Below are 20462 nucleotides of genomic sequence, written 5' to 3'. Positions count from 1 at the left end.
TTACTACTGGTGAGGTTACTGTTCCGGTTTCGGAGGATGCTAAGCCGGGTGACGAGATTACTGTTCCGGTTGATGTGACCCACCCGGATGGTTCTACGGACACCGTTGATGTGACTGTCACTGTCGACGATCCGGATAAGTTCCAGCCTGAGTATGGGGATGGTTCTGGTAAGCCGGGTGAGGATGTGACGGTTCCGGCTCCGACCATTAAGGACGAGGACGGTAATGACACCGAGGTGCCGGAGGATACTAAGTTCACTCCTGGTGAGGGTGCTCCGGATGGTGTGACGGTTGATCCGTCTACTGGTGAGGTTACTGTTCCGGTTTCGGAGGATGCTAAGCCGGGTGACGAGATTACTGTTCCGGTTGATGTGACCCACCCGGATGGTTCTACGGACACCGTTGATGTGACTGTCACTGTCGACGATCCGGACACGAACGAGCCGGATTGGAAAGATTCCAAGACGACTCCGGATGAGCCAGTTGAAATTGACAAGGATTCTAATTCCGGTGACGTTAAGCCTGGCACTACCGTTGAGGTAACTGACGGTCCGGGTACCGCTGAGATTGATGAAGACGGCAAGATCACTGTGAAGCCGAATGAGGATGCTAAGCCTGGCGACAAGATTGTTGTTGAGGTTAAGGATCCTGAGGGCAAGGTGATTGACACTGTTGAAATCGCCATCGAAGAGAAGGATGAGTCTGGTTCCAGCATTACTGATGGCTCCAGCATCCTGGATGGTTCTTCCAACGTTGATTGGGAGCGCTGTGCTCCGGCTGCTGCAGGCCTTGGCTTGCCGCTGCTGTTCCTGCTGCCGATTGGTCTGGCTTCCCAGATGAATATCCCGGGCTTCTCCCCGCTGGTAAAGCAGGTCTCTGCACAGATTGATGGCATCAACCGTCAGCTGGGTCAGAAGAATGTTCAGCTGCAAAAGCAGCTGGGTATCTTCAATGGCCCGCTGGCAAAGCAGGCTAGCCAGATTGACCTGATGCTGAAGAAGGTTAGCCCAGAGGCTGGCCGCATTGGTGGCGGAGTTGCTCTGGCTGCGGCTGGCGCACTGGCACTGGGATTGCTTATCAACTCCTGTGCTCCGGGCGCTGGTTCCTCCAGCTCTTCCAGCTCCTCTAAGTAATCGGTTCCGTGTGGGGCCTTGGCCCCACACTTCCGCGCCAAGGGGAGGGCGTTAGCTTCCCGTCTACTAGGGAATGAGATGCTGCCGGAGCCGGGGTCTGGCTATTCACGATAAGCACATCGAGATCATCATCCGCCAGATGCTGCGCCGCGGCACCGTCATCGATGCGGGTACCACGGATCTGCTGCCGGGTAACCTCATCGACCTCTCTGAGGCTAAGCAGCTCAACGCTGCCCAGGTTGCAGAGGGCGGCGAGCCGGCTCAGCTGCGCTCGGAGATCATGGGTATTACCAAGGCTGCCTTGGCTACTGAGTCCTGGCTGTCCGCTGCATCCTTCCAGGAGACCACTCGCGTGCTTACCGACGCCGCTATTAACAAGCGCTCCGATAAGCTCATCGGCCTCAAGGAGAACGTCATCATCGGTAAGCTCATCCCTGCCGGTACCGGTATTTCCCGCTACCGCAATATCTCCGTCAAGCCGACCGAGGCTGCACGCAACGCTGCATACTCGATTCCGACTTACGGCGATTCCATCTACGGCGATGACGGCTTTGGTGAGTTCACCGGTGCCTCCGTCCCGCTGGATGAGGACTTCACCTTTTAGGTAGAAGCGATGGCAGCAACGCCGTAAATGTTGCACAAAATAAAGCGTGTCTGGATCCCAGACACGCTTTTTTCATGCGAAAAATCGCAGACAGCTAAGAGAAGATGTATTGAATTCCAAGAATAATATTTAGCTGAGCTATCACGTATTTAAGTTAGGTGAAATTACAAAGGGTCTCTGACTAGGCAGATCTTCCAGCTGTGAAAGTTGGACAACGCTAACCACTGATAGCAATAGATTTAATTGCCACTATAAGTTGTGCTGGCCAGCTAATTTCACTAAGGTTACAGGTTGAGAACAGTCGGGAATCAGCTAAAAGTCAGTTGTGCGTAAGCCCAAACAAAGAGTGAAGGGCATACTCCTGTTCTCTGATGTTCCCTAATTTTTTATAAGGAAGGACTTTTCATGAAAATGAAGAGTTTTAACGGCGTAACTCGCCGTCGCGGCACCACTATCGCTGCCGCTGCTCTCTCTGTAGCTCTCGTGGGGCCGTTTGTTCATGCAGTGGTTCCCACGTCGACTGTTCCGGTTGCCCAGGCGCAAAACGCGTCCGCTGACGCAATCGGCAGCTTCAACGAGGCTAAAACCATTGAAGCTGACGCAATCCATAATGGATATGTCAACAGTCCTACAGACATGACTAACGCGAAGAACACTCTGTCGGGTAATGTTTACTTTGCCGGAAAGGGTACGATTACTTCGGGCTATGGCGGCGCTAATGTGCCGGTTCCGGCAGGTACTAATGTGTACATGCAATGGATGGACAAGGATGGTTCGGTATCCCCTGTCTACAAAGCTAAAACGCATGACAGCATTGATCAGGGGCCTCAGGTAGGCGAAGCCGCAGGTAACGGTGGTCCTGCGTCGTACACCTTCGATTTGCGCGAAGGATACAAGGACGCAAACGGCGGCAAGCATGTATACAACGCAACGTCTGGGCAGTACTACAGGGTGTGGACAGACCTAAATACTCACCCTGTCTCCGGATACCCCGTTCAGCAGCTGCGCGGAGTCGGCGGCTTAGGGGCGTTTATTAACTCTGTGACCGCTGAAAACACTGGACAATTTCCGCTCATCGGCACCAACATGCAAAAAGTTAATCTTTGGCTTGCGGAGACTGTCCCGGCTGAGGATAACCCTCTGAAGGCCAGTGAAGTTATTGATGGCGGGACCGGTAAGCACCAAGGTGATTACACTGATTCTAAGTCCTACAGTGGCCGCGTTTGGCTTGAGGCTTTTGAGAACGCGGATAACGCAAATTCAGTTACAGGCCCAGCTTATAACGGTAGAGGAGATGCTCCTGCCGAGGGGTACAAGGTGTACCTGACAACGCTAACTAACGAGGGTAAGCAAGCACTCGCAAAGGTAGACTCTCTTCCGTATAACGAACGCTCCAGTGAAACCAAGCGTCTGATCCAAGAGAACTCCAATTACTTGGGCAAGACCTTTGTTGGAACTACAGATGCAGAAGGTTTCTACAATATCGACATGGGTGAGGATTTCACTAAGGAATCCGTATACATGTGGGTTGAGGATCCTCAGGGGCGTCCTGTGCAAGGCTATTCATCTTGGATGACACCCGCCTTTGGAAAGACAAATAGTAAGAACTGGACGCCTCAGCTCATTCCGAACCGTGGGTGGGCTGGAGCTATTTCAAATGTCAACTTTGCTCTAGAGCCCGTACACAACACGCAGTTGGATATCGTAAATTACGATCTGGAAAAGAACCCTGCGAAGCATGGCAATACTGCGAACATTGAGCTGGACGGAAGCCTAGCCACTGCTGAGAACAAGATTGTTTGGACTAACAAGGCGGGCGAAGTAGTAGACAACTCTGGTGCCGTTCAGGAAGGTGTAAAGCCTGGAGACTATAAGGGAACTCCAATTGCACAGCTTTCGGATGCTGCAAACGCATCCTTGACCGTCCCCAACGACGCAAAAGATGGCGAAATTTACACCGCTACGCTGTATGTAAATGGCCAGCCAATGGCGCGTGACTCGTTTATGGTTTCTGCGGATACTGCAGCGAAGATCGAACCTGGTTATGAAGAGGTTGTAACCGATAACGATCCCGACACGGACGGAGTACAGTCCGACAAGCCTTCCTTTAAGAAAGAAGAGGCTGACGGAGCTGTAAGCGACGAGCCGGCTGAGATGCCAGACGGTACTAAGTTTGAGATTGGGCCAGATGCGCCGATCGTTGGCGGCGATGAAGAGAATCCTGTATATCCGACGATCGACCCTGATACTGGTATCGTGACCATCCCAACTCTGCCTGGTGAGGACGAAGACCAGATTTCGGTTCCTGTCATTGTCACCTATCCGGATGGCTCCAAAGACACTGCAGACGTAAAGTTTGGGGAAAAGAAGGAAGAGGAAACCGCGAAAGCGGTCGAGCCGGTCTACGGCGATGAGATGGTGGTTCCGGGCACTCCGGCTACGTCCAATCCTGAGTTCAAGAAGGAAGACGAAAACGGTCAGCCGACGGATGAGTCCGTCGATGCTCCTGAGGGTTCCAAGTTCGCCAAACCAGGTTCCTTTGAGGCTCCAGATGGTTACACCGTCAATGTAGACGAGAACACCGGTAATGTCACCGTTGAGGTTGACCCAAAGGAGCTTGACAAGGATTCTGCCGAGGAGATTGAAGTTCCGGTCGAGGTGACCTACCCGGATGGCTCGAAGGACAACGCTAACGCGAAGTTCGAGCTGGATACTGATGGTGACGGCACCCCAGATTCCAAGGATGATGACGACGACAACGACGGCATCTCCGATAAGGAAGAGAATGAGAAGGGCTCCAACCCGAAGGACGAGGGCTCAATTCCGGCAACGCCGCTGGTGCCTGGCGTGGAAAATGCATCGGTGAACACCGATCCGCAGGCTGTCGTTGAAGGTGAGAAGACGGATCCGTTCGATACGGCCAAGAATATTCCTGAAGGCGGCAAGGTTTCTGTAGAAGATCTGCCTGATGGTCTGACGGTTGATCCAGATACGGGTAAGGTTTCCGGTACCCCGGACAAGCTTGATGACTGGGGCGATGACGAACAGGAACGTGACGTTACGGTCACGGTGACTATCACCGATAAGGATGGCAAGGAAGTTGCCAAGGATGAGAAGGTCATCACGGTAAAGCGTGCTGACGAAGGTGATACGAATGTCGACGTAGACGCTATTCCGGATACCAAGGTTCAGCGTGGTGAGAAGGTTTCCATCCCGGTTAAGTCCACCGATGGATCTGGGGTTTCTGCTACTGGCCTTCCTGAGTTCCTGAAGTACAACCCGGAGACCAAGACGATCGAGGGCGAGGTGCCCGAAGATGCTGAGCTGACTTCTTATGACGTTGAGGTAAAGGCATCCCTGGATGGCAAAGATGATACGGATGAGTTCAAGCTAACCGTAACCGAGCGCATGATTGAGGATCCGGACACCGATGGTGACGGTATCCCGGATTCCCAGGATCCGGATATTGACGGTGACGGCGTCAATAACTCTGACGAGAAGGCTGCCGGTACCGATCCTAAGAACCCGGATACCGATGGTGATGGCATCAACGATGGTGACGAGGACACCGACGGTGACGGCATCAAGAATAAGGATGAGTCTGATCCGGACAAGGATGAGATCACCGATAGGGACAAGGACGGCATCCCGGACATCGTCGATCGCGATAACGAAGACGGCCCGGAGGGCGACAAGGATGGCGACGGAATCAAGAACTCTGAGGACCCGGATGCTGACGGCGACGGTGTGTCCAATGATGATGAGAAGGAAGCTGGCCTTGATCCGCTGAATCCGGATACCGATGGTGACGGCATCAATGATGGTGACGAGGACACCGACGGTGACGGTAAGAAGAACAAGGATGAGTCTGAGGTTCCGGAGGGCTCGGTTGAGGACAAGGACGAAGACGGCCTTGGCGATACCGGTGTTACCGATAAGGATCCGGAGGACGGCGAGGCTGACATCACTGATGGCCCGCTGACCAACGACACCGATAAGGATGGCATCCCGGATGCTGTTGACCCGGATATCGATGACGATGGCGTCAACAACTCTGACGAGAAGGCTGCTGGTACCGATCCTTACGACAAGGACTCCGACGACAACGGTGTCGAGGACGGCGACGAAGATGCTGATGGCGATGGCAAGTCCAACAAGGACGAGTCTGACCCGACCGTTGATGAGTCCAAGGACTCTGATGGCGATGGCATCCCGGACATCATCGACAAGGATGATGAGGACGGCCCGAAGGGTGACAAGGATGGCGACGGCATCATCAACTCTGAGGACCCCGACGCAGATGGCGACGGTGTATCCAACGATGATGAGAAGGAAGCTGGCCTTGATCCGCTGAACCCGGACACCGATGGTGACGGCACCAAGGACGGTGACGAGGACACCGACGGTGATGACAAGTCCAACAAGGATGAGTCTGAGGTTCCGGAGGGCTCGGTTGAGGACAAGGACGGAGACGGCCTTGGCGATACTGGTGTTACCGATAAGAACGAAAACGGCATTGCGGACCTCGTCGAAAAGCCAGACACGAATAGTCCGGATTGGAATGACGCTAAGACGACTCCGGGTGAGTCCGTAGAGATTGACAAGGATCCTAATTCCGGTGACGTTAAGCCTGGCACTACCGTTGAGGTAACTGACGGTCCGGGTACCGCTGAGATTGACGACAACGGCAAAATCACTGTGAAGCCGAATGAGGATGCTAAGCCTGGCGACAAGATTGTTGTTGAGGTTAAGGATCCTGAGGACAATGTGATTGACACTGTTGAAATCGCCATCGAGGAGAAGGATGAATCTGGTTCCAGCATTACTGATGGCTCCAGCATCCTGGATGGTTCTTCCAACGTTGATTGGGAGCGCTGTGCACCGGCTGCTGCAGGCCTTGGCTTGCCGCTGTTGTTCCTGCTGCCGATTGGTCTGGCTTCCCAGATGAATATCCCGGGCTTCTCCCCGCTGGTAAAGCAGGTCTCTGCACAGATTGATGGCATCAACCGTCAGCTGGCACAGCAAAACACCGCGCTGCAGAAGCAGCTGGGTATCTACAACGGCCCGCTGGCAAAGCAGGCTAGCCAGATTGACCTGATGCTGAAGAAGGTTAGCCCAGAGGCTGGCCGCATTGGTGGCGGAATTGCTCTGGCTGCGGCTGGCGCACTGGCACTGGGATTGCTTATCAACTCCTGTGCTCCGGGCGTTGGTTCCTCCAGCTCTTCCAGCTCCTCCAAGTAATCGTGAGTGCGGGACCGTTTAGAGTCTTGCACTTCCGCGCCACGGGAAGGGCGTAATCTTCCCACCGATTAGGGAACGGTATTGGCCGTTAGCCCAGTACAGTCCGTAGGGATTGCTGGTGCTAACGGCCTATCGTTTTCTTACGTCTGATAACTGATTGCGCTGGTGATTTTGGCTGGGCAATTGACCTCAGATCGTGACCCTGCGTGGCGTTTGTTGGCGCTCCGCAGGGTTTCATTGTTTTGGGCGGCTTGGGTCGAGGGTGGTGAGCATCTGGGCCGCGCTGCGGGGAAAGTGCTCGTTCGGTGCTGGGTAGGTAGACATGTCTCGATGATGTGGCTGAGCCATATGCTGCGTGCCGGGTGGTAGTAAGGGGTAGGGGTGTTGGGACTTGCTAGGATGAATACAGCTTTTGGTCAGGAATGCACATACGTCTGTATGGCTCGTGACTGAGGTTTGATAATTGCACAATTCACGGGTGCTTTTGCCTGCGCTGACAATGACGTTGTTGAGCGGGGTAGAGGCTGAGATGCCACAGAAGTTGTGGCGAACCGTAGAACCTGATCCGGGTAATGCCGGCGAGAGGGAGGAAATTTTGACTACTAATACAAGTGTGTCCGCTGCCCCGAAGCGCAGCTTGAACTGGCGCGTGGTCGATATTGTGGTGGCATCCGTTTTGGGTGTAGCTTGTGGCTTTGTGTTCCTGGGGTGGAATGCGGTGGGCTATGCCTGGTTTGAGGCCATGGATGCCGTAACACCGGGCCTGGGGGGTATTGCTACGGGTATTTGGCTTATCGGTGGCGTGCTTGGTGGCCTGATTATTCGCAAGCCAGGTGCGGCTGTCTATGTGGAGGTTCTTGCCGCAACCGTTTCTGCGGTGTTGGGCTCCCAGTGGGGCATTAGCACCCTGTACTCTGGCCTCGCGCAAGGCATTGGTGTGGAGATCATCCTGGCCATTTTCCTCTACCGTAGGTTTGGTCTGGGAGTATCTATCTTGGCCGGCATGGCTGCCGGTTGGGGTGCTTTTGTTCTGGAGCTATTTCTCTCCGGCAACTTGGCGCGAAGCTTTGAGTTCAAGATTATCTATCTGGCCACGCTGAGCGTTTCCGGTGCCATTTTGGCCGGTGCGTTGGGCTATTTTGTGGTCAAGGCGTTGGCTAAGACCGGCGCCTTGGATCGCTTTGCCGCAGGCCGTGAGCAACGCGCTTAGGGCGAGTTGTTTCGGTGTCTGATTTTTCAATGCTGGCGGGAAACGCCACCAAGATAACCGCCCGTGGCTTTGGGTGGACCCATGCGGGACGAAAGCAGCCGGCCTTGACCGATATTGACTTGGTCATTGAGCCAGGCGAGCGGGTGCTGCTGTGCGGTGACTCGGGATCGGGTAAGTCCACTTTGCTGGCCGCGATGGCTGGAGTGCTCGGCTCCGATGAGGAGGGAACTCGCACGGGCGAGATTCTTCTTGAAGACTCCACCGGCCTGGTGGAGGAACCGGGGCGCTCCATCCCGGTGGGGCTGGTGCTCCAGGACCCAGACTCGCAGGTGATCTCCGCGCGTGTGGGAGATGACATTGCCTTTGGCTGCGAGAACCTGACTTACCCGCGTGAGGAAATTTGGCGTCGAGTAGCGGCTGCCAAGGAGTTGGTGGGTCCTTTTGTACCGCTGGATTTCCCCACCGAGAGGCTTTCTGGTGGTCAAAAGCAGCGTTTGGCGTTGGCCGGCGTCATTGCGATGGGTGCAGGGGTGGTGCTGCTGGATGAGCCCACGGCCAACTTAGACCCCGAGGGTGCGCGAGATGTGGTGCGCGCCGTGTCCGCGTTGGTGGAGGAAACCGGCGCGACGCTCGTGGTGGTAGAACACCAGCACGCGGCATGGAAAGGCGTGCTCGAACGCGCGGTGGAGTTGGACCATGGGCGCATAGTCTCCGATGGCCCCTTCGCGGAGGTGGCCCAGCGACGCCAGGTCTCCGGTCTGCCGCAGGCGCGATGCCTGAGTGAGGCCGAGCTAGCGCAGCGCGACGCCGCGCTGTGGAGTACGGACCTCGTCACCCGCTATGGTCCGCCGCGCACGATTGCGCTGCTGGCGGGAGCATCTACGGTCATTACCGGGCCGAATGGCGCGGGTAAGTCCACCTGGTTGATGACCATGGCCGGGTTGCTGCCGGCTGAATCAGGTGAGATTGGGGTGGCTGATTTCGTGCGTCGCGGGGTCAAGGGGCCGCCGCTGCGCTGGAAATCGCGCGAGCTAGCGGACCGCATTGGCTTTGTCTTCCAGAATCCGGAGCACCAATTTGTCGCCCGGACGGTGGCCGAGGAACTGCGGGTCGCGCCCAAGGTGATGCGCGTGGACCCGCCGGAGGAGAGGATTGCGCAGCTTGTGGAATCACTGCGGCTGGAGCATCTCTTGGAGGCCAACCCGTTTACGCTTTCAGGCGGCGAGAAACGGCGCCTGTCGGTGGCCACTGCCTTGGTGACCGCGCCGTCGGTGCTGCTCTTGGATGAGCCCACCTTTGGGCAAGACCCCCAGACCTTTGTGGAGCTGGTGCGCTTGCTGCGGCAATTGGCAGATGATGGCACCACCATCGCCTCCATTACCCATGACGCGCTATTTATCCAGGCCTTGGGGGATCACCGAGTGGAGGTGCGCGGTGCCTAATCTTTTGCGCGGAGCTAACCCGCTAAGCCGCATCTTTTTGATGTTTATCTGGGTTACCCCACTATTGGCCTCCATTGACTGGGTTTCGGCTGCGGTGTCGCTGGCGTTGACGCTGACCTTCGCCCCGCTCTGCGGAGTGTCGTGGGTGCGGCTTTTTAAATCCGGGTGGTTCTTGTTTCTCATTGCGCCAATTTCCGGTATTTCCATGCTGATGTACGGCGAGCCAGGTGGTAAAGAGTATTTCAGTTGGTGGCTGGTGCAGGTCACCGAGAACTCGCTTACCCTAGCGATCGCCATTACGCTGCGTGTTTTTGCTGTGGCGCTGCCCATGGTGGTCTTAGCCCGCGATATCGACCCGACGGAGTTGGGGGATGCGCTATCGCAGATTTTGAAGCTCCCGTCGCGTTTTGTCATCGGTGCGGTCGCCGGCGTGCGTATGATGACGCTCTTTCAATCTGACTGGCAGTCGTTGGGTATGGCGCGCAGGGCGAGGGGGCTGACGGACGTCGGCAAGCTGAAGCATCTGCTTACTATGTCCTTCGGGCTTTTGGTCATCGCGCTGCGCCGCGGTGGCAAGTTGGCCACGGCTATGGAGGCGCGCGGATTTGGTCGTACTCCACCTGGAGGAGGGGCACGGACATGGGCGCGCGAGTCCCGCCTGCGGGCCCGCGATGGGTGGATTATGGCCCTAGGTACTGTCTTCGCTTTCGTACCGGTGGTAGTTTCGGTACTCACTGGGGCCTGGAGATTCTTCGGCCTATAAACCGCGAAAGCAGTGATTGAGCGACCATGGACTTTGATAGCCAACTAGAGCGCCTTTTAGAGGACGTCGTCAAGCTGGCGGCAGCCAGAAAGCGTGCCTTCAAGCCAGTGACCGTACTTATCGACGGCCCTTCGGGCGCCGGAAAAACCTGGACTTCCGCCGCGCTGGCCGAGCGCACCAATTGGCGGGTAGTGCACCTCGATGAGTTCTATCCCGGCTGGCACGGGTTGGACAAGGGCTCTGACATGGTGGCAGAGCAGGTGTTGCGCACCATGAACCCCGGCTATTGGCGCTGGGATTGGGAGGCAGACGCCCCTGGAGACTGGGCTAGTCTGGACGTGCGCGATGACCTTATTGTCGAAGGCGTGGGCTCGGTAACCCGGGCCAATATCGCAGCAGCAAAGGAGAGGGGGGCGGTAGTAAGCGTGCTTATCGACGGCCCCCGCGACCTACGCCGCGAACGCGCCACCGCCCGCGAGCCCGACTATGAGCAGTGGTTTGAAACCTGGGAAGCACAGGAAAAGGACTACTTTGCTACCAAGGCTGCTGAGGCGGATTTAGTATGGGAATGGTCCTAGCAGGAGGAAGGACCTGGTTGCGTTTTGTATCAAGCGCGATCGGTTTGCTACTCTAAACCTCAGTTCACTACGCGTGCCATCTTGGCGCGCGGTGAAGAGTCTGATCCTTAACAAGGCACCAACCTTGGAAAGAGTTCTGGACATGCGGCAGCGCCCCGGGAAAGAGCGCCTATTTTTGCATGTTTGGTTTCTTTCTTTTGGCTTCGGTGCGATTCGACAGAAAGACTGTTAAATGCCAACTATTCAGCAGCTGGTCCGCAAGGGCCGCCACAGCAAGCGTTCTGAGGTGTCTACTGCTGCGCTGAAGGGTTCCCCGCAGCGTCGCGGTGTATGCACCCGCGTGTACACCACCACTCCTAAGAAGCCGAACTCAGCACTGCGTAAGGTTGCTCGTGTTCGCCTGACCACCGGTATTGAGGTTTCCGCCTACATTCCGGGTGAGGGCCACAACCTGCAGGAGCACTCCATGGTCCTCGTTCGCGGCGGCCGTGTGAAGGACCTTCCTGGTGTTCGTTACAAGATCGTCCGCGGCGCTCTGGATACCCAGGGTGTCAAGGACCGTAAGCAGGCACGTTCCCGTTACGGCGCAAAGAAGGGACAGTAATAAACAATGCGTAAGAATGCTGCTCCGAAGCGTCCTGTAGTCAAGGACCCGGTATACAACTCCGAGCAGGTAACCATGCTCGTCAACAAGATCCTCCAGGACGGCAAGAAGTCCACCGCAGAGCGCATCGTCTACGGCGCTCTCGAGGCTTGCCGCGAGAAGACCGGTACCGATCCGGTTGGCACCCTGGAGAAGGCACTGGGCAATATCCGCCCAGACCTCGAGGTTCGCTCCCGCCGTGTCGGTGGCGCTACCTACCAGGTGCCGGTTGAGGTTCGCCCTGACCGTGCTACCACCCTGGCACTGCGCTGGATGGTGACCTTCACCCGCCAGCGTCGCGAGAACTCCATGATTGAGCGTCTCGCAAACGAGATCCTGGATGCCTCCAACGGCCTCGGCGCTTCCGTTAAGCGTCGTGAGGATACTCACAAGATGGCAGAGGCCAACCGCGCCTTCGCCCACTATCGCTGGTAATTTCAGCACCCACATCAATGGCCCAAGCAACGAGAAACAAGTTTCGCGCTGGCTGTCGGCAGTTTTCCCGCCGCGGCAACACAAAACTCCATATCTCTTGCTTGGGCCATTTTTTGCCCTAATGGGTGTGATCTCTGAGCGGTATCCCTGCCCAGTCCAGCGGCATCGTGGAGTGTCCAGTACACTGAAGCGATGGAAGTCTAGGGGCAGGCTGCTCCGAGGACGGCCAAATAGTGGCAAAAATATACATGACATTATCCATGCAGGCGTCATAGCCAGAAACCTGGTCACGGCGTCGACGATTATTAAGTTGGGGTATAAACGTGGCACAAGAAGTGCTTAAGGACCTGAACAAGGTCCGCAACATCGGCATCATGGCCCACATCGATGCTGGTAAGACGACCACCACCGAGCGTATTCTCTTCTATACCGGTATCAATCGTAAGGTGGGCGAGACCCACGACGGTGCTTCCACCACTGACTGGATGGCACAGGAGAAGGAACGCGGCATCACCATTACCTCCGCTGCCGTGACCTGCTTCTGGAACAACAACCAGATCAACATCATTGACACCCCGGGTCACGTTGACTTCACCGTTGAGGTTGAGCGTTCCCTGCGTGTCCTTGATGGCGCCGTCGCAGTCTTCGACGGTAAGGAAGGTGTGGAGCCGCAGTCCGAGCAGGTGTGGCGTCAGGCTGCTAAGTACGACGTTCCGCGTATCTGCTTCGTCAACAAGATGGACAAGCTGGGCGCAGACTTCTACTACACCGTCTCCACCATTGAGGACCGCCTGGGCGCTAAGCCGCTGGTAATGCAGCTGCCTATTGGTGCTGAAGATGACTTCGACGGCATCGTTGATCTGCTGAACATGCAGGCATTGACCTGGCGCGGCAAGGTCGAGACCGGTGCAGAGCCTGTTGTTGAAGATATCCCTGAGGACCTCAAGGACAAGGCGGCTGAGTACCGCGAGAAGTTGGTCGAGACCGTTGCTGAGTCCGACGAAGAACTCATGGAGAAGTACTTCGGCGGCGAGGAGCTGACCATTGACGAGCTCAAGGCCGGCATCCGTAAGCTGACCATCAACTCCGAGATTTACCCGGTTTACTGCGGTACCGCTTACCGCAACAAGGGCGTGCAGCCGCTGCTCGACGCTGTTGTTGACTTCCTGCCTAACCCGCTGGACGTTGGCGAGGTTATCGGCCACGAGGTCGGCAACGAGGACAACCAGCTCACCCGTAAGCCTTCCGTGGAGTCTTCCTTCTCCGCACTGTCCTTCAAGATTGCAGCTCACCCGTTCTTCGGCCAGCTGAACTTCATCCGCGTCTACTCCGGCCAGGTCACCCCGGGTACCGAGGTTATGAACTCCACCAAGGGCAAGAAGGAGCGCATCGGTAAGCTCTTCCAGATGCACGCCAACAAGGAGAACCCTGTTGAGCAGGCAGACGCCGGCAACATCTACGCAGTTGTTGGTTTGAAGGAGACCACCACCGGTGACACCCTGTGTGATAAGGATGACCAGATCATCCTCGAGTCCATGGACTTCCCGGATCCGGTTATCAAGGTTTCCATTGAGCCAAAGACCAAGGCTGACCAGGAGAAGCTGGGTAACGCCATTCAGAAGCTTGCTGCTGAGGACCCAACCTTCACCGTTGAACTGGATGAAGAGACCGGCCAGACCGTTATCGGCGGCATGGGTGAGCTCCACCTCGATGTCCTGGTTGACCGCATGAAGCGCGAGTTCAAGGTCGAAGCAAACATCGGTAACCCGCAGGTTGCATACCGTGAGACCATCCGCAAGAAGGTTGAGTCCATGGAATACACCCACAAGAAGCAGACCGGTGGTTCCGGCCAGTTCGCAAAGGTTATCTGCACCATCGAGCCGTACAACCCGGACCCAGAGACCCTGGAAGAGGGCGAGTCCGCAACCTACGCATTCGAGAATGCCGTTACCGGTGGCCGCGTTCCGAAGGAATACATTCCTTCCGTCGACGCTGGTATCCAGGACGCTATGCAGTACGGCTTCCTGGCAGGCTTCCCGATGGTCAACATCAAGGCCACCCTGGAAGACGGCCAGTACCACGACGTCGACTCCTCCGAGATGGCCTTCAAGCTGGCCGGCTCCCAGGTATTCAAGGAAGCTATGGCCAAGGCTAAGCCGGTTCTGCTGGAGCCAATGATGGCCGTTGAGGTCGTTACCCCTGAGGAGTACATGGGTACCGTTAACGGTGACATCTCCTCCCGCCGTGGCCAGGTCTTCGCTATGGAAGACCGCTCCGGTGCGAAGGTCGTTAAGGCTAAGGTGCCGCTGTCCGAGATGTTCGGTTATATCGGTGACCTGCGTTCCTCCACCGCAGGCCGCGCAAACTTCACCATGGTCTTCGATTCCTACGCAGAGGTTCCTTCCTCCGTGGCACAGGAGATCATCGAGGAGCGCACCGGCGGCGCTAACTAAGCGCTAGCCCCGTCTCTTCCGCGGTTTAGTCGGGCTGGTAGTCTTCGCCAGTAGATGCCAGACCCGCCGCGGGGCGGGACAACTGGGCCAGGGTAGCGGCGGGCTGAGTTTGCAGCTTAGGCTCCTAAGTTGTGAATTGAGCCGGCCGTTACCCTCCCAGGATCCTTTTAGAAAGATTCTTGTCGAGGGAAATGGCCGCGATTTTTCGCGGGGTTACCTCCTATAATGGCGGTTTGAAAAAACCGCGACATAAATCTAGGATCGTGTAACTGGCACGTAAAGAAAGCGTCATTAGCGCTTTGCCCCACTGACTGTGGGTCGGGTGCCAATGACAACTGTCAACCACGTGGCTGCGAAGGTCGTAGCCACCATATAGTCCAGGAGGACATACAGTGGCAAAGGAGAAGTTCGAGCGTACGAAGCCGCATGTGAACATCGGCACCATCGGACACGTCGACCACGGCAAGACCACCACCACCGCAGCGATCACCAAGGTTCTGGCTGACCAGTACCCTGAGGAGAACGAGGCATTCGCGTTCGACATGATCGACAAGGCTCCCGAGGAGAAGGAGCGCGGTATTACCATCAACATCTCCCACGTTGAGTACTCCACCCCGAAGCGCCACTACGCACACGTTGACGCTCCGGGCCACGCCGACTACATCAAGAACATGATTACCGGCGCTGCTCAGATGGACGGCGCTATCTTGGTTGTTGCTGCAACCGATGGCCCGATGCCGCAGACCCGCGAGCACGTTCTGCTTGCTCGCCAGGTTGGCGTTCCTTACATCCTCGTTGCGCTGAACAAGTGCGACATGGTTGATGATGAGGAAATCATCGAGCTCGTTGAGATGGAGATCCGTGAGCTGCTCGCAGAGCAGGACTACGATGAGGAAGCTCCTATCACCCACATTTCCGCTTTGAAGGCTCTTGAGGGCGATGAGAAGTGGGTACAGTCCGTTGTTGACCTGATGGAAGCTTGCGACAACTCCATCCCAGATCCGCAGCGCGCTACCGACCAGCCGTTCCTGATGCCTATCGAGGACATCTTCACCATTACCGGCCGCGGTACCGTGGTTACCGGCCGTGTTGAGCGTGGCCGTCTGGAAGTCAACGAGGACGTTGAGATCATCGGTATCCAGGACAAGTCCCAGAACACCACCGTTACCGGTATCGAGATGTTCCGCAAGATGATGGACTACACCGAGGCTGGCGACAACTGTGGTCTGCTTCTGCGTGGTACCAAGCGTGAGGACGTTGAGCGTGGCCAGGTTGTAATCAAGCCGGGCGCTTATACCCCGCACACCAAGTTCGAGGGTTCCGTCTACGTCCTGAAGAAGGACGAGGGCGGCCGCCACACCCCGTTCATGAACAACTACCGTCCGCAGTTCTACTTCCGTACCACTGACGTTACCGGTGTTGTTAACCTGCCAGAGGGCACCGAGATGGTTATGCCTGGCGACAACGTTGAGATGTCCGTTGAGCTCATCCAGCCGGTCGCTATGGACGAGGGCTTGCGCTTCGCTATCCGCGAGGGCTCCCGCACCGTCGGCGCTGGCCGCGTTACCAAGGTTATCGAGTAATCGATAACCCGTAACCGCTCAGTAGAGCTTTAAAGAGTCCGCTCCACCTTCGGGTGGCGCGGATTTTTTGATCTATATTTCACGCTCGCCCCATATGGTGTTGCTGCCGTCCGTACGATTCTTCTGGGCTGCGATGGGCCCGGTAGCTTTGGACCGGTATAGTCTGTAGGGATATGGATGATCCCACCCGCATCGACCCCACCCTCGAGTCCCTCCGCCGCGCCTGGGAGGGCCAACCCGATCTGAGCCTTCCCACTTTCTTTGCCATGCTGGCCAATCAAGGCATTGGCTGGGGCGCCACCGACGCCGAACTCGTTGCGGAATTGGAGCGCCAGGCGGGCGTGCACCCGCCCTTGCTTCCCTTAGAGGGCGGCCGCATTGCGGCGGGGGAATGGCTCGTGCTTGCCGACGCCCCCACCTACCGCATCACCGCCACCCCTACCCGCATCATCGTGCGCCGCCCCGACACCCAGCCCGTGGTGTGGGCCTATGAGTCCATTCGCCCCACGGGCCCTGGCCGCCCATTTACCATTCGGGATACCGAGGGCTTTGAACACCGCTTTGGCGTGGTCTCAAGCCTTATGCGGTTGAGTGCCGAGTGCCCAGACCTTAATGGCCTGAAGCGGCAGGATTTGGGTGATTTCGTCTTTATTCTTCGCTTCGCAGCGGCCATCGGTGTGCTCGATCATGGGCTGCACCTATTTGCTAAGGAAAATCGCCGCGTAACTCGCCAAGACTACTCTTGGCAGCGCATAGAAAAATGCCGCCCCGGCGAGGAACTAGAAATGATCCTCGGGGGCGGCGAGTCGGCCCGCCTTGGGGCCGTTCAGGAGATCTTGGTGGCGGAGACTCCGAACCCGCTATTCGGATAGGTCCTTCATCGGACCTACCTTGCTGAACTGCAGCTTGTAGATGGTGTCCAAATCGGCGTCGGGAAACGCTGCGCGGAAATCGCGCTCATTGGTTTCAACCGCACCGGTAAGGCGCTCCACCGGGGTGTCCGGATTTGCCGTCACCGTGTACTGCAGCGTGGGCCGCGCGCGGTCATAGGCCACGAGGCGCTCTACATGGTCCACGCCTTTGACTCCATCCAAATCTTGGGCCACGGCGCCGGCGATAGCGTTCATCGACGTCGTGATAGAGCCCTTGTCATTGGAAGAAGCGGACTCCACGTTATTGAAGCGGCGGTGGCGCAGATTGGCCACCACAATCCACAGCCCCAGAATAAGTAGCAGTGCGGAGCCGCCGGCTAGCGCCCACACCCACCAATCATTGTCCGCCAGGCTCTTCCACGTATCGTGGTCCACCCACAGGGCTAAGTACTTGGCAAATTCCACATTGAAGTGGATCAAGATAGGCCACACGCCCAAAGCGATGAGGATGATTCCCAGCAGGCCCAGCAGGATACGGTCAAAGGTAGCAAGTTTTCTAGACATTGTTATCCAACTCCGGAATCTTCTCTACAGCTACGGTGACCTGCGGCGGGTTCTTGAGATGAGCCAGGCAGCGCGTTACCGCGGTCTCCACCCGGCCCTGCAACTCTGCATCCTCGGTATCGCCATTGACGGTGACCTTGGCAGCCTTGCTATCCGCGGAGGTCTGTGCGGAGGCCACGCCCGGAACACGGCGAGCAGTGGCCGAAGAGAGGCGAGCGATATCCACCGGCCGCATCCACATGGACGCGGTATCGGAGGCAAGCTGCATGTGCGTGGTGCGGCGCGTCTTCACTGCCGCGAAGAGGAAAATCAGGCCTACGACGATGGAGGCAACGCCGGCCCAGATCATCCAGGTCTGCAGCTCTTCAGTAGCAATGAGATTAAGCACCGGCTGTACCCAGGACTGGGCATCGGAGCCGGAACCCACCAGCCACGTCTCGCGCACGCCGATGACGCCCGCGGCGAGCAGTAGGAGCCCAAGGATTACGGCCCAAGTACGCGCCGCCGGAGACGCCTTCGGCTGCTGCCCAAAGTGTTCAGGCATGTGCTGATCAGCCATTATTGCCTCCTTGTGGGCGATACGGGTTAATGGAAATGGCGCGCAAGGGCTCGGGTCGTGGCGCATCGACGTGCGACGGCCGAGGATTTGCTGGCGTGACCTCAATGCTCTTGAGCGGTTGTGGCCGCGGGGCCTTTACCGTGCGCGCAGGGGCAGACTTGGGGGCCTCGACCCGGCGCGGAGTCCACTCGTGCCGAATTTCAATCTCGCGCAGCGGCTGCGGCCGAGGGACTGCTACCTGAACTTTCCGTGCCAGTGGACGAACCTGCCCACTAGGGATCAACCTGGCTGGGCGAGGCGTAGCCACGCTGTGCACGCGAACCGGCTTGGGTTCCCTAATCGGCCGTACCGTGTGGTCGCTTGGGGACGAAATCTCACGCAGCTGGTGGTCTGGGAGGTCAGTGGAAATGTTGCGTACCTCGGTCTCGCGCGGGGTGTCCACGGACTGCACTGCGACGCCATTAGCCGGCGCAGCGATGGTGCGCACCGGTGCCTCCTGCGGTGTGGCAATGCTGCGTACATTCACCGACTTTGCAGTGACCGGCTGCCATACCGGCGAGGGCGTGATGCGTGGCGCGACGGCAGCAGCGACCTGGCGCTGCTCCACCTCTGCGGAAGTTACTCGATTGCCCGGAACGGAACCGCCGACGGTGACATTGACGCGAGTTGTGGAATAACCGGTGTGTGCCGCGATGGCCTCCGAGATGGCGGCACGAGTATGTTCCGCCACCGTGGTGACCGGCGAAGGCCACACTACGCCAATGGTGGCGTTGACGGCCGCTACCTCGCGCTCCGAGTCCATTTGGACCGAGACCCGTGGAAAACCGCGGCCGCCGATGCCCGCTAGCTTGGCCTCTATAGCCTTGGTGCCGGGCACGCTAGCAATCGCGGCGGTAACGATGCGTTCCATGGTCCGCAGCGAGATACGCGTGTGGCCCTGAGTGGAACTATCTGTCATTAACCTTGGCCTTTCTCCTTACCAATGAGGCCATTCCACACAGAAGTGAGATCGATACGGCCATCAAAGTGTGCTCCCACAATGCCGCCGATTGCGGCAAGGAGTACGGCGAGCAAAGTAGGACCCCAGCCTAGGTACAAAAAGAAGGCAAGAATAAGGCCGGAAATGATGCCCAAAGTGGTGTAATTCTTCATATCTATTCCTTCGATGGAGCAGCGGATAAGCCATCTACGGCGTCAGAAAACTCAACGTCGATGCGCTGCAGTTCGGGACAAGCCCCACGGGCGGCGGACCGAATTTCTTCTGCCAAGGCATACAGGTCCGGCGCGGCGCTGATATCAACGCGAATGTTGATCTGCAGGTGGCGATCACCGCGCGGGTCGGGCCGACGCATGCCGACGATGCGTTCGCCCGGTAGGTACAAACTCACCGAACCGAACGAACCGCCGTCGAGCGCGGCGACGCCGCGTACCTTCTGGACTGCCTCTGCAATAGCGCGGGCGTGGCTTACCTCGAGCTCGAAACGTGCTCGGGGCTCAGGCATTGGGCTTAAGCCTGACCCTGGTTCAAAGCAGCCTGGTCCTCAGCCTCGGACTCTTCCTTCGGCAGCTTAACGTCGTGAACAACAACGTTGACGCGCTCGACGCTCAGGCCGGTCATGCGCTCTACCGCATTCATGATGTTGCGGCGGATGGCCTCGGCAAGCTCGTGGATAGCTACGCCGTACTCAGCGGTGATGGCAATCTCGATGCGAGCGGTGCCGTCCGCTACCTCTACGTCCACACCCTGGCGGACGTCCTCAGAAGCACCGAAGGACTCGCGGATATTGCCGATCATGCGGGCTCCGCCGCCACCCAGGGAATCCACGCCGGAGACCTCGCGGGCAGCGATGCCGGCAATCTTGGAGACCACGACATCATCGATGGTGGTGGTGCCGTACTGGGTTTCCAGGTTGTTATTGACCTCGCGCTCCTCGGAGGCAGGAACCTGATTTTCGGTGTTTTGTGCAGGAGTCTTGTTCTCAGACATGGGCGATTGCGCCTTTCTTTGTAGGATGGTGCATGAACGCGATATTTAGATATCTAGGCAGGACAAATTGTCCGAGGCCATTGCCTCCGAGCTTAGATACTTCTCCGGCAATCGTGGGGTGCGGGACAACAAAATTTTCCAAAACGTGATTTTTGGCACGGTTTCATGTGCGGTTTGAAAAACTGCAGCCCAACGTGCTTAAATACATAGGTTGCTTTAACAGGGCAGCGAGAACCGAGGTTCGGTGATGGCGGCGGACGTCGCCAAGCGTGAGTCTCGGGGAGACGCTGAGCTGGTAAAGCGAACATGACACCTTCGTTGTCGCCATGGTTCAGGGAAACCTGAAGCATTGACTGGAAGGTCATCCAATCGGGCTAGGTCCGCGTTAGAGCAGT

Annotated in this window: 17 protein-coding genes, 1 pseudogene and 1 riboswitch; of the genes and pseudogenes, 12 read left to right on the top strand and 6 right to left on the bottom strand. The window is 57.3% G+C overall.

What is annotated here, in order from left to right; genetic code table 11:
* From MHY24_RS05545 to MHY24_RS05490, 12 genes and pseudogenes are all read left to right on the top strand, one after another.
* A partial coding sequence (locus MHY24_RS05545) for a YPDG domain-containing protein (protein WP_239228633.1) occupies positions 1-1133 on the top strand: 1133 nt, incomplete at its 5' end.
* 85 nt (positions 1134-1218) lie between these two features.
* A pseudogene (locus MHY24_RS05540) lies at positions 1219-1737 on the top strand (DNA-directed RNA polymerase subunit beta'); the annotation flags it as partial.
* Between the two features lie 405 nt (positions 1738-2142).
* Positions 2143-6978, top strand: coding sequence for a YPDG domain-containing protein (locus MHY24_RS05535; RefSeq protein ID WP_239228632.1), 4836 nt, complete (start codon positions 2143-2145; stop codon positions 6976-6978).
* Positions 6979-7442: 464 nt separating this feature from the next.
* Positions 7443-7584, top strand: a riboswitch (TPP riboswitch).
* Positions 7574-8188: an ECF transporter S component gene (locus tag MHY24_RS05530; RefSeq protein ID WP_239228631.1), complete on the top strand. Its 615-nt coding sequence runs from the start codon at positions 7574-7576 to the stop codon at positions 8186-8188. (Overlaps the previous riboswitch by 11 nt.)
* A 29-nt stretch (positions 8189-8217) precedes the next feature.
* Positions 8218-9630 carry an ABC transporter ATP-binding protein gene (locus tag MHY24_RS05525; protein ID WP_239228638.1) on the top strand — a complete coding sequence of 471 codons (1413 nt, stop codon included), beginning with the start codon at positions 8218-8220 and terminating at the stop codon, positions 9628-9630.
* A complete protein-coding gene (locus MHY24_RS05520; RefSeq protein WP_239228630.1) occupies positions 9623-10393 on the top strand; it encodes an energy-coupling factor transporter transmembrane component T in 771 nt (256 codons plus the stop codon). The genes MHY24_RS05525 and MHY24_RS05520 overlap by 8 nt, the downstream gene beginning before the upstream one ends.
* 26 nt (positions 10394-10419) lie before the next feature.
* Positions 10420-10971 (top strand): hypothetical protein, encoded by a 552-nt coding sequence (locus tag MHY24_RS05515; protein ID WP_239228629.1) that lies wholly within the window; start codon positions 10420-10422, stop codon positions 10969-10971.
* Between the two features lie 232 nt (positions 10972-11203).
* On the top strand, positions 11204-11575 hold the full coding sequence (rpsL, locus tag MHY24_RS05510) for a 30S ribosomal protein S12 (RefSeq protein WP_204610266.1): 372 nt from the start codon (positions 11204-11206) through the stop codon (positions 11573-11575).
* Positions 11576-11581: 6 nt separating this feature from the next.
* A complete protein-coding gene (gene rpsG / locus MHY24_RS05505) occupies positions 11582-12049 on the top strand; it encodes a 30S ribosomal protein S7 (protein WP_204610265.1) in 468 nt (155 codons plus the stop codon).
* 323 nt (positions 12050-12372) lie between these two features.
* Positions 12373-14502 (top strand): elongation factor G, encoded by a 2130-nt coding sequence (gene fusA / locus MHY24_RS05500; RefSeq protein WP_239194607.1) that lies wholly within the window; start codon positions 12373-12375, stop codon positions 14500-14502.
* 392 nt (positions 14503-14894) lie between these two features.
* Entirely contained in the window at positions 14895-16085 is a 1191-nt protein-coding gene (gene tuf, locus MHY24_RS05495; RefSeq protein WP_239228628.1) for an elongation factor Tu, read from the top strand.
* 173 nt (positions 16086-16258) lie between these two features.
* Complete coding sequence (locus MHY24_RS05490) at positions 16259-16957, top strand: hypothetical protein (RefSeq protein WP_239228627.1); 699 nt, start codon at positions 16259-16261, stop codon at positions 16955-16957.
* Here the strand turns inward: MHY24_RS05490 and amaP are convergent.
* From amaP to MHY24_RS05460, 6 genes are read right to left on the bottom strand one after another with little or no spacing between them, the layout of a single operon-like run.
* Entirely contained in the window at positions 16946-17521 is a 576-nt protein-coding gene (gene amaP, locus MHY24_RS05485) for an alkaline shock response membrane anchor protein AmaP (RefSeq protein ID WP_239228626.1), read from the bottom strand. The two genes, MHY24_RS05490 and amaP, sit on opposite strands and share 12 nt — an antisense overlap.
* On the bottom strand, positions 17514-18080 hold the full coding sequence (locus MHY24_RS05480; protein ID WP_239228625.1) for a DUF6286 domain-containing protein: 567 nt from the start codon (positions 18078-18080) through the stop codon (positions 17514-17516). The genes amaP and MHY24_RS05480 overlap by 8 nt, the downstream gene beginning before the upstream one ends.
* A complete protein-coding gene (locus MHY24_RS05475) occupies positions 18073-19038 on the bottom strand; it encodes an Asp23/Gls24 family envelope stress response protein (RefSeq protein WP_239228624.1) in 966 nt (321 codons plus the stop codon). Before MHY24_RS05475 ends, MHY24_RS05480 begins: the two co-directional genes overlap by 8 nt.
* Entirely contained in the window at positions 19038-19232 is a 195-nt protein-coding gene (locus MHY24_RS05470; protein ID WP_005322852.1) for a hypothetical protein, read from the bottom strand. The genes MHY24_RS05475 and MHY24_RS05470 overlap by 1 nt, the downstream gene beginning before the upstream one ends.
* 2 nt (positions 19233-19234) lie before the next feature.
* The gene (locus tag MHY24_RS05465; RefSeq protein WP_239228623.1) at positions 19235-19582 is read right to left on the bottom strand and encodes a hypothetical protein; all 348 of its coding nucleotides are present in this window, start codon (positions 19580-19582) and stop codon (positions 19235-19237) included.
* 5 nt (positions 19583-19587) lie between these two features.
* Positions 19588-20067, bottom strand: coding sequence for an Asp23/Gls24 family envelope stress response protein (locus MHY24_RS05460; protein WP_239228622.1), 480 nt, complete (start codon positions 20065-20067; stop codon positions 19588-19590).
* Between the last annotated feature and the right edge of the window lie 395 nt (positions 20068-20462).

The sequence above is a fragment of the Corynebacterium sp. ACRPQ genome (genome assembly GCF_022347225.1).
GTDB classification, from domain to species: Bacteria; Actinomycetota; Actinomycetes; order Mycobacteriales; family Mycobacteriaceae; genus Corynebacterium; species Corynebacterium tuberculostearicum_D.
This window is presented reverse-complemented; position numbering and strand designations above follow the sequence as displayed.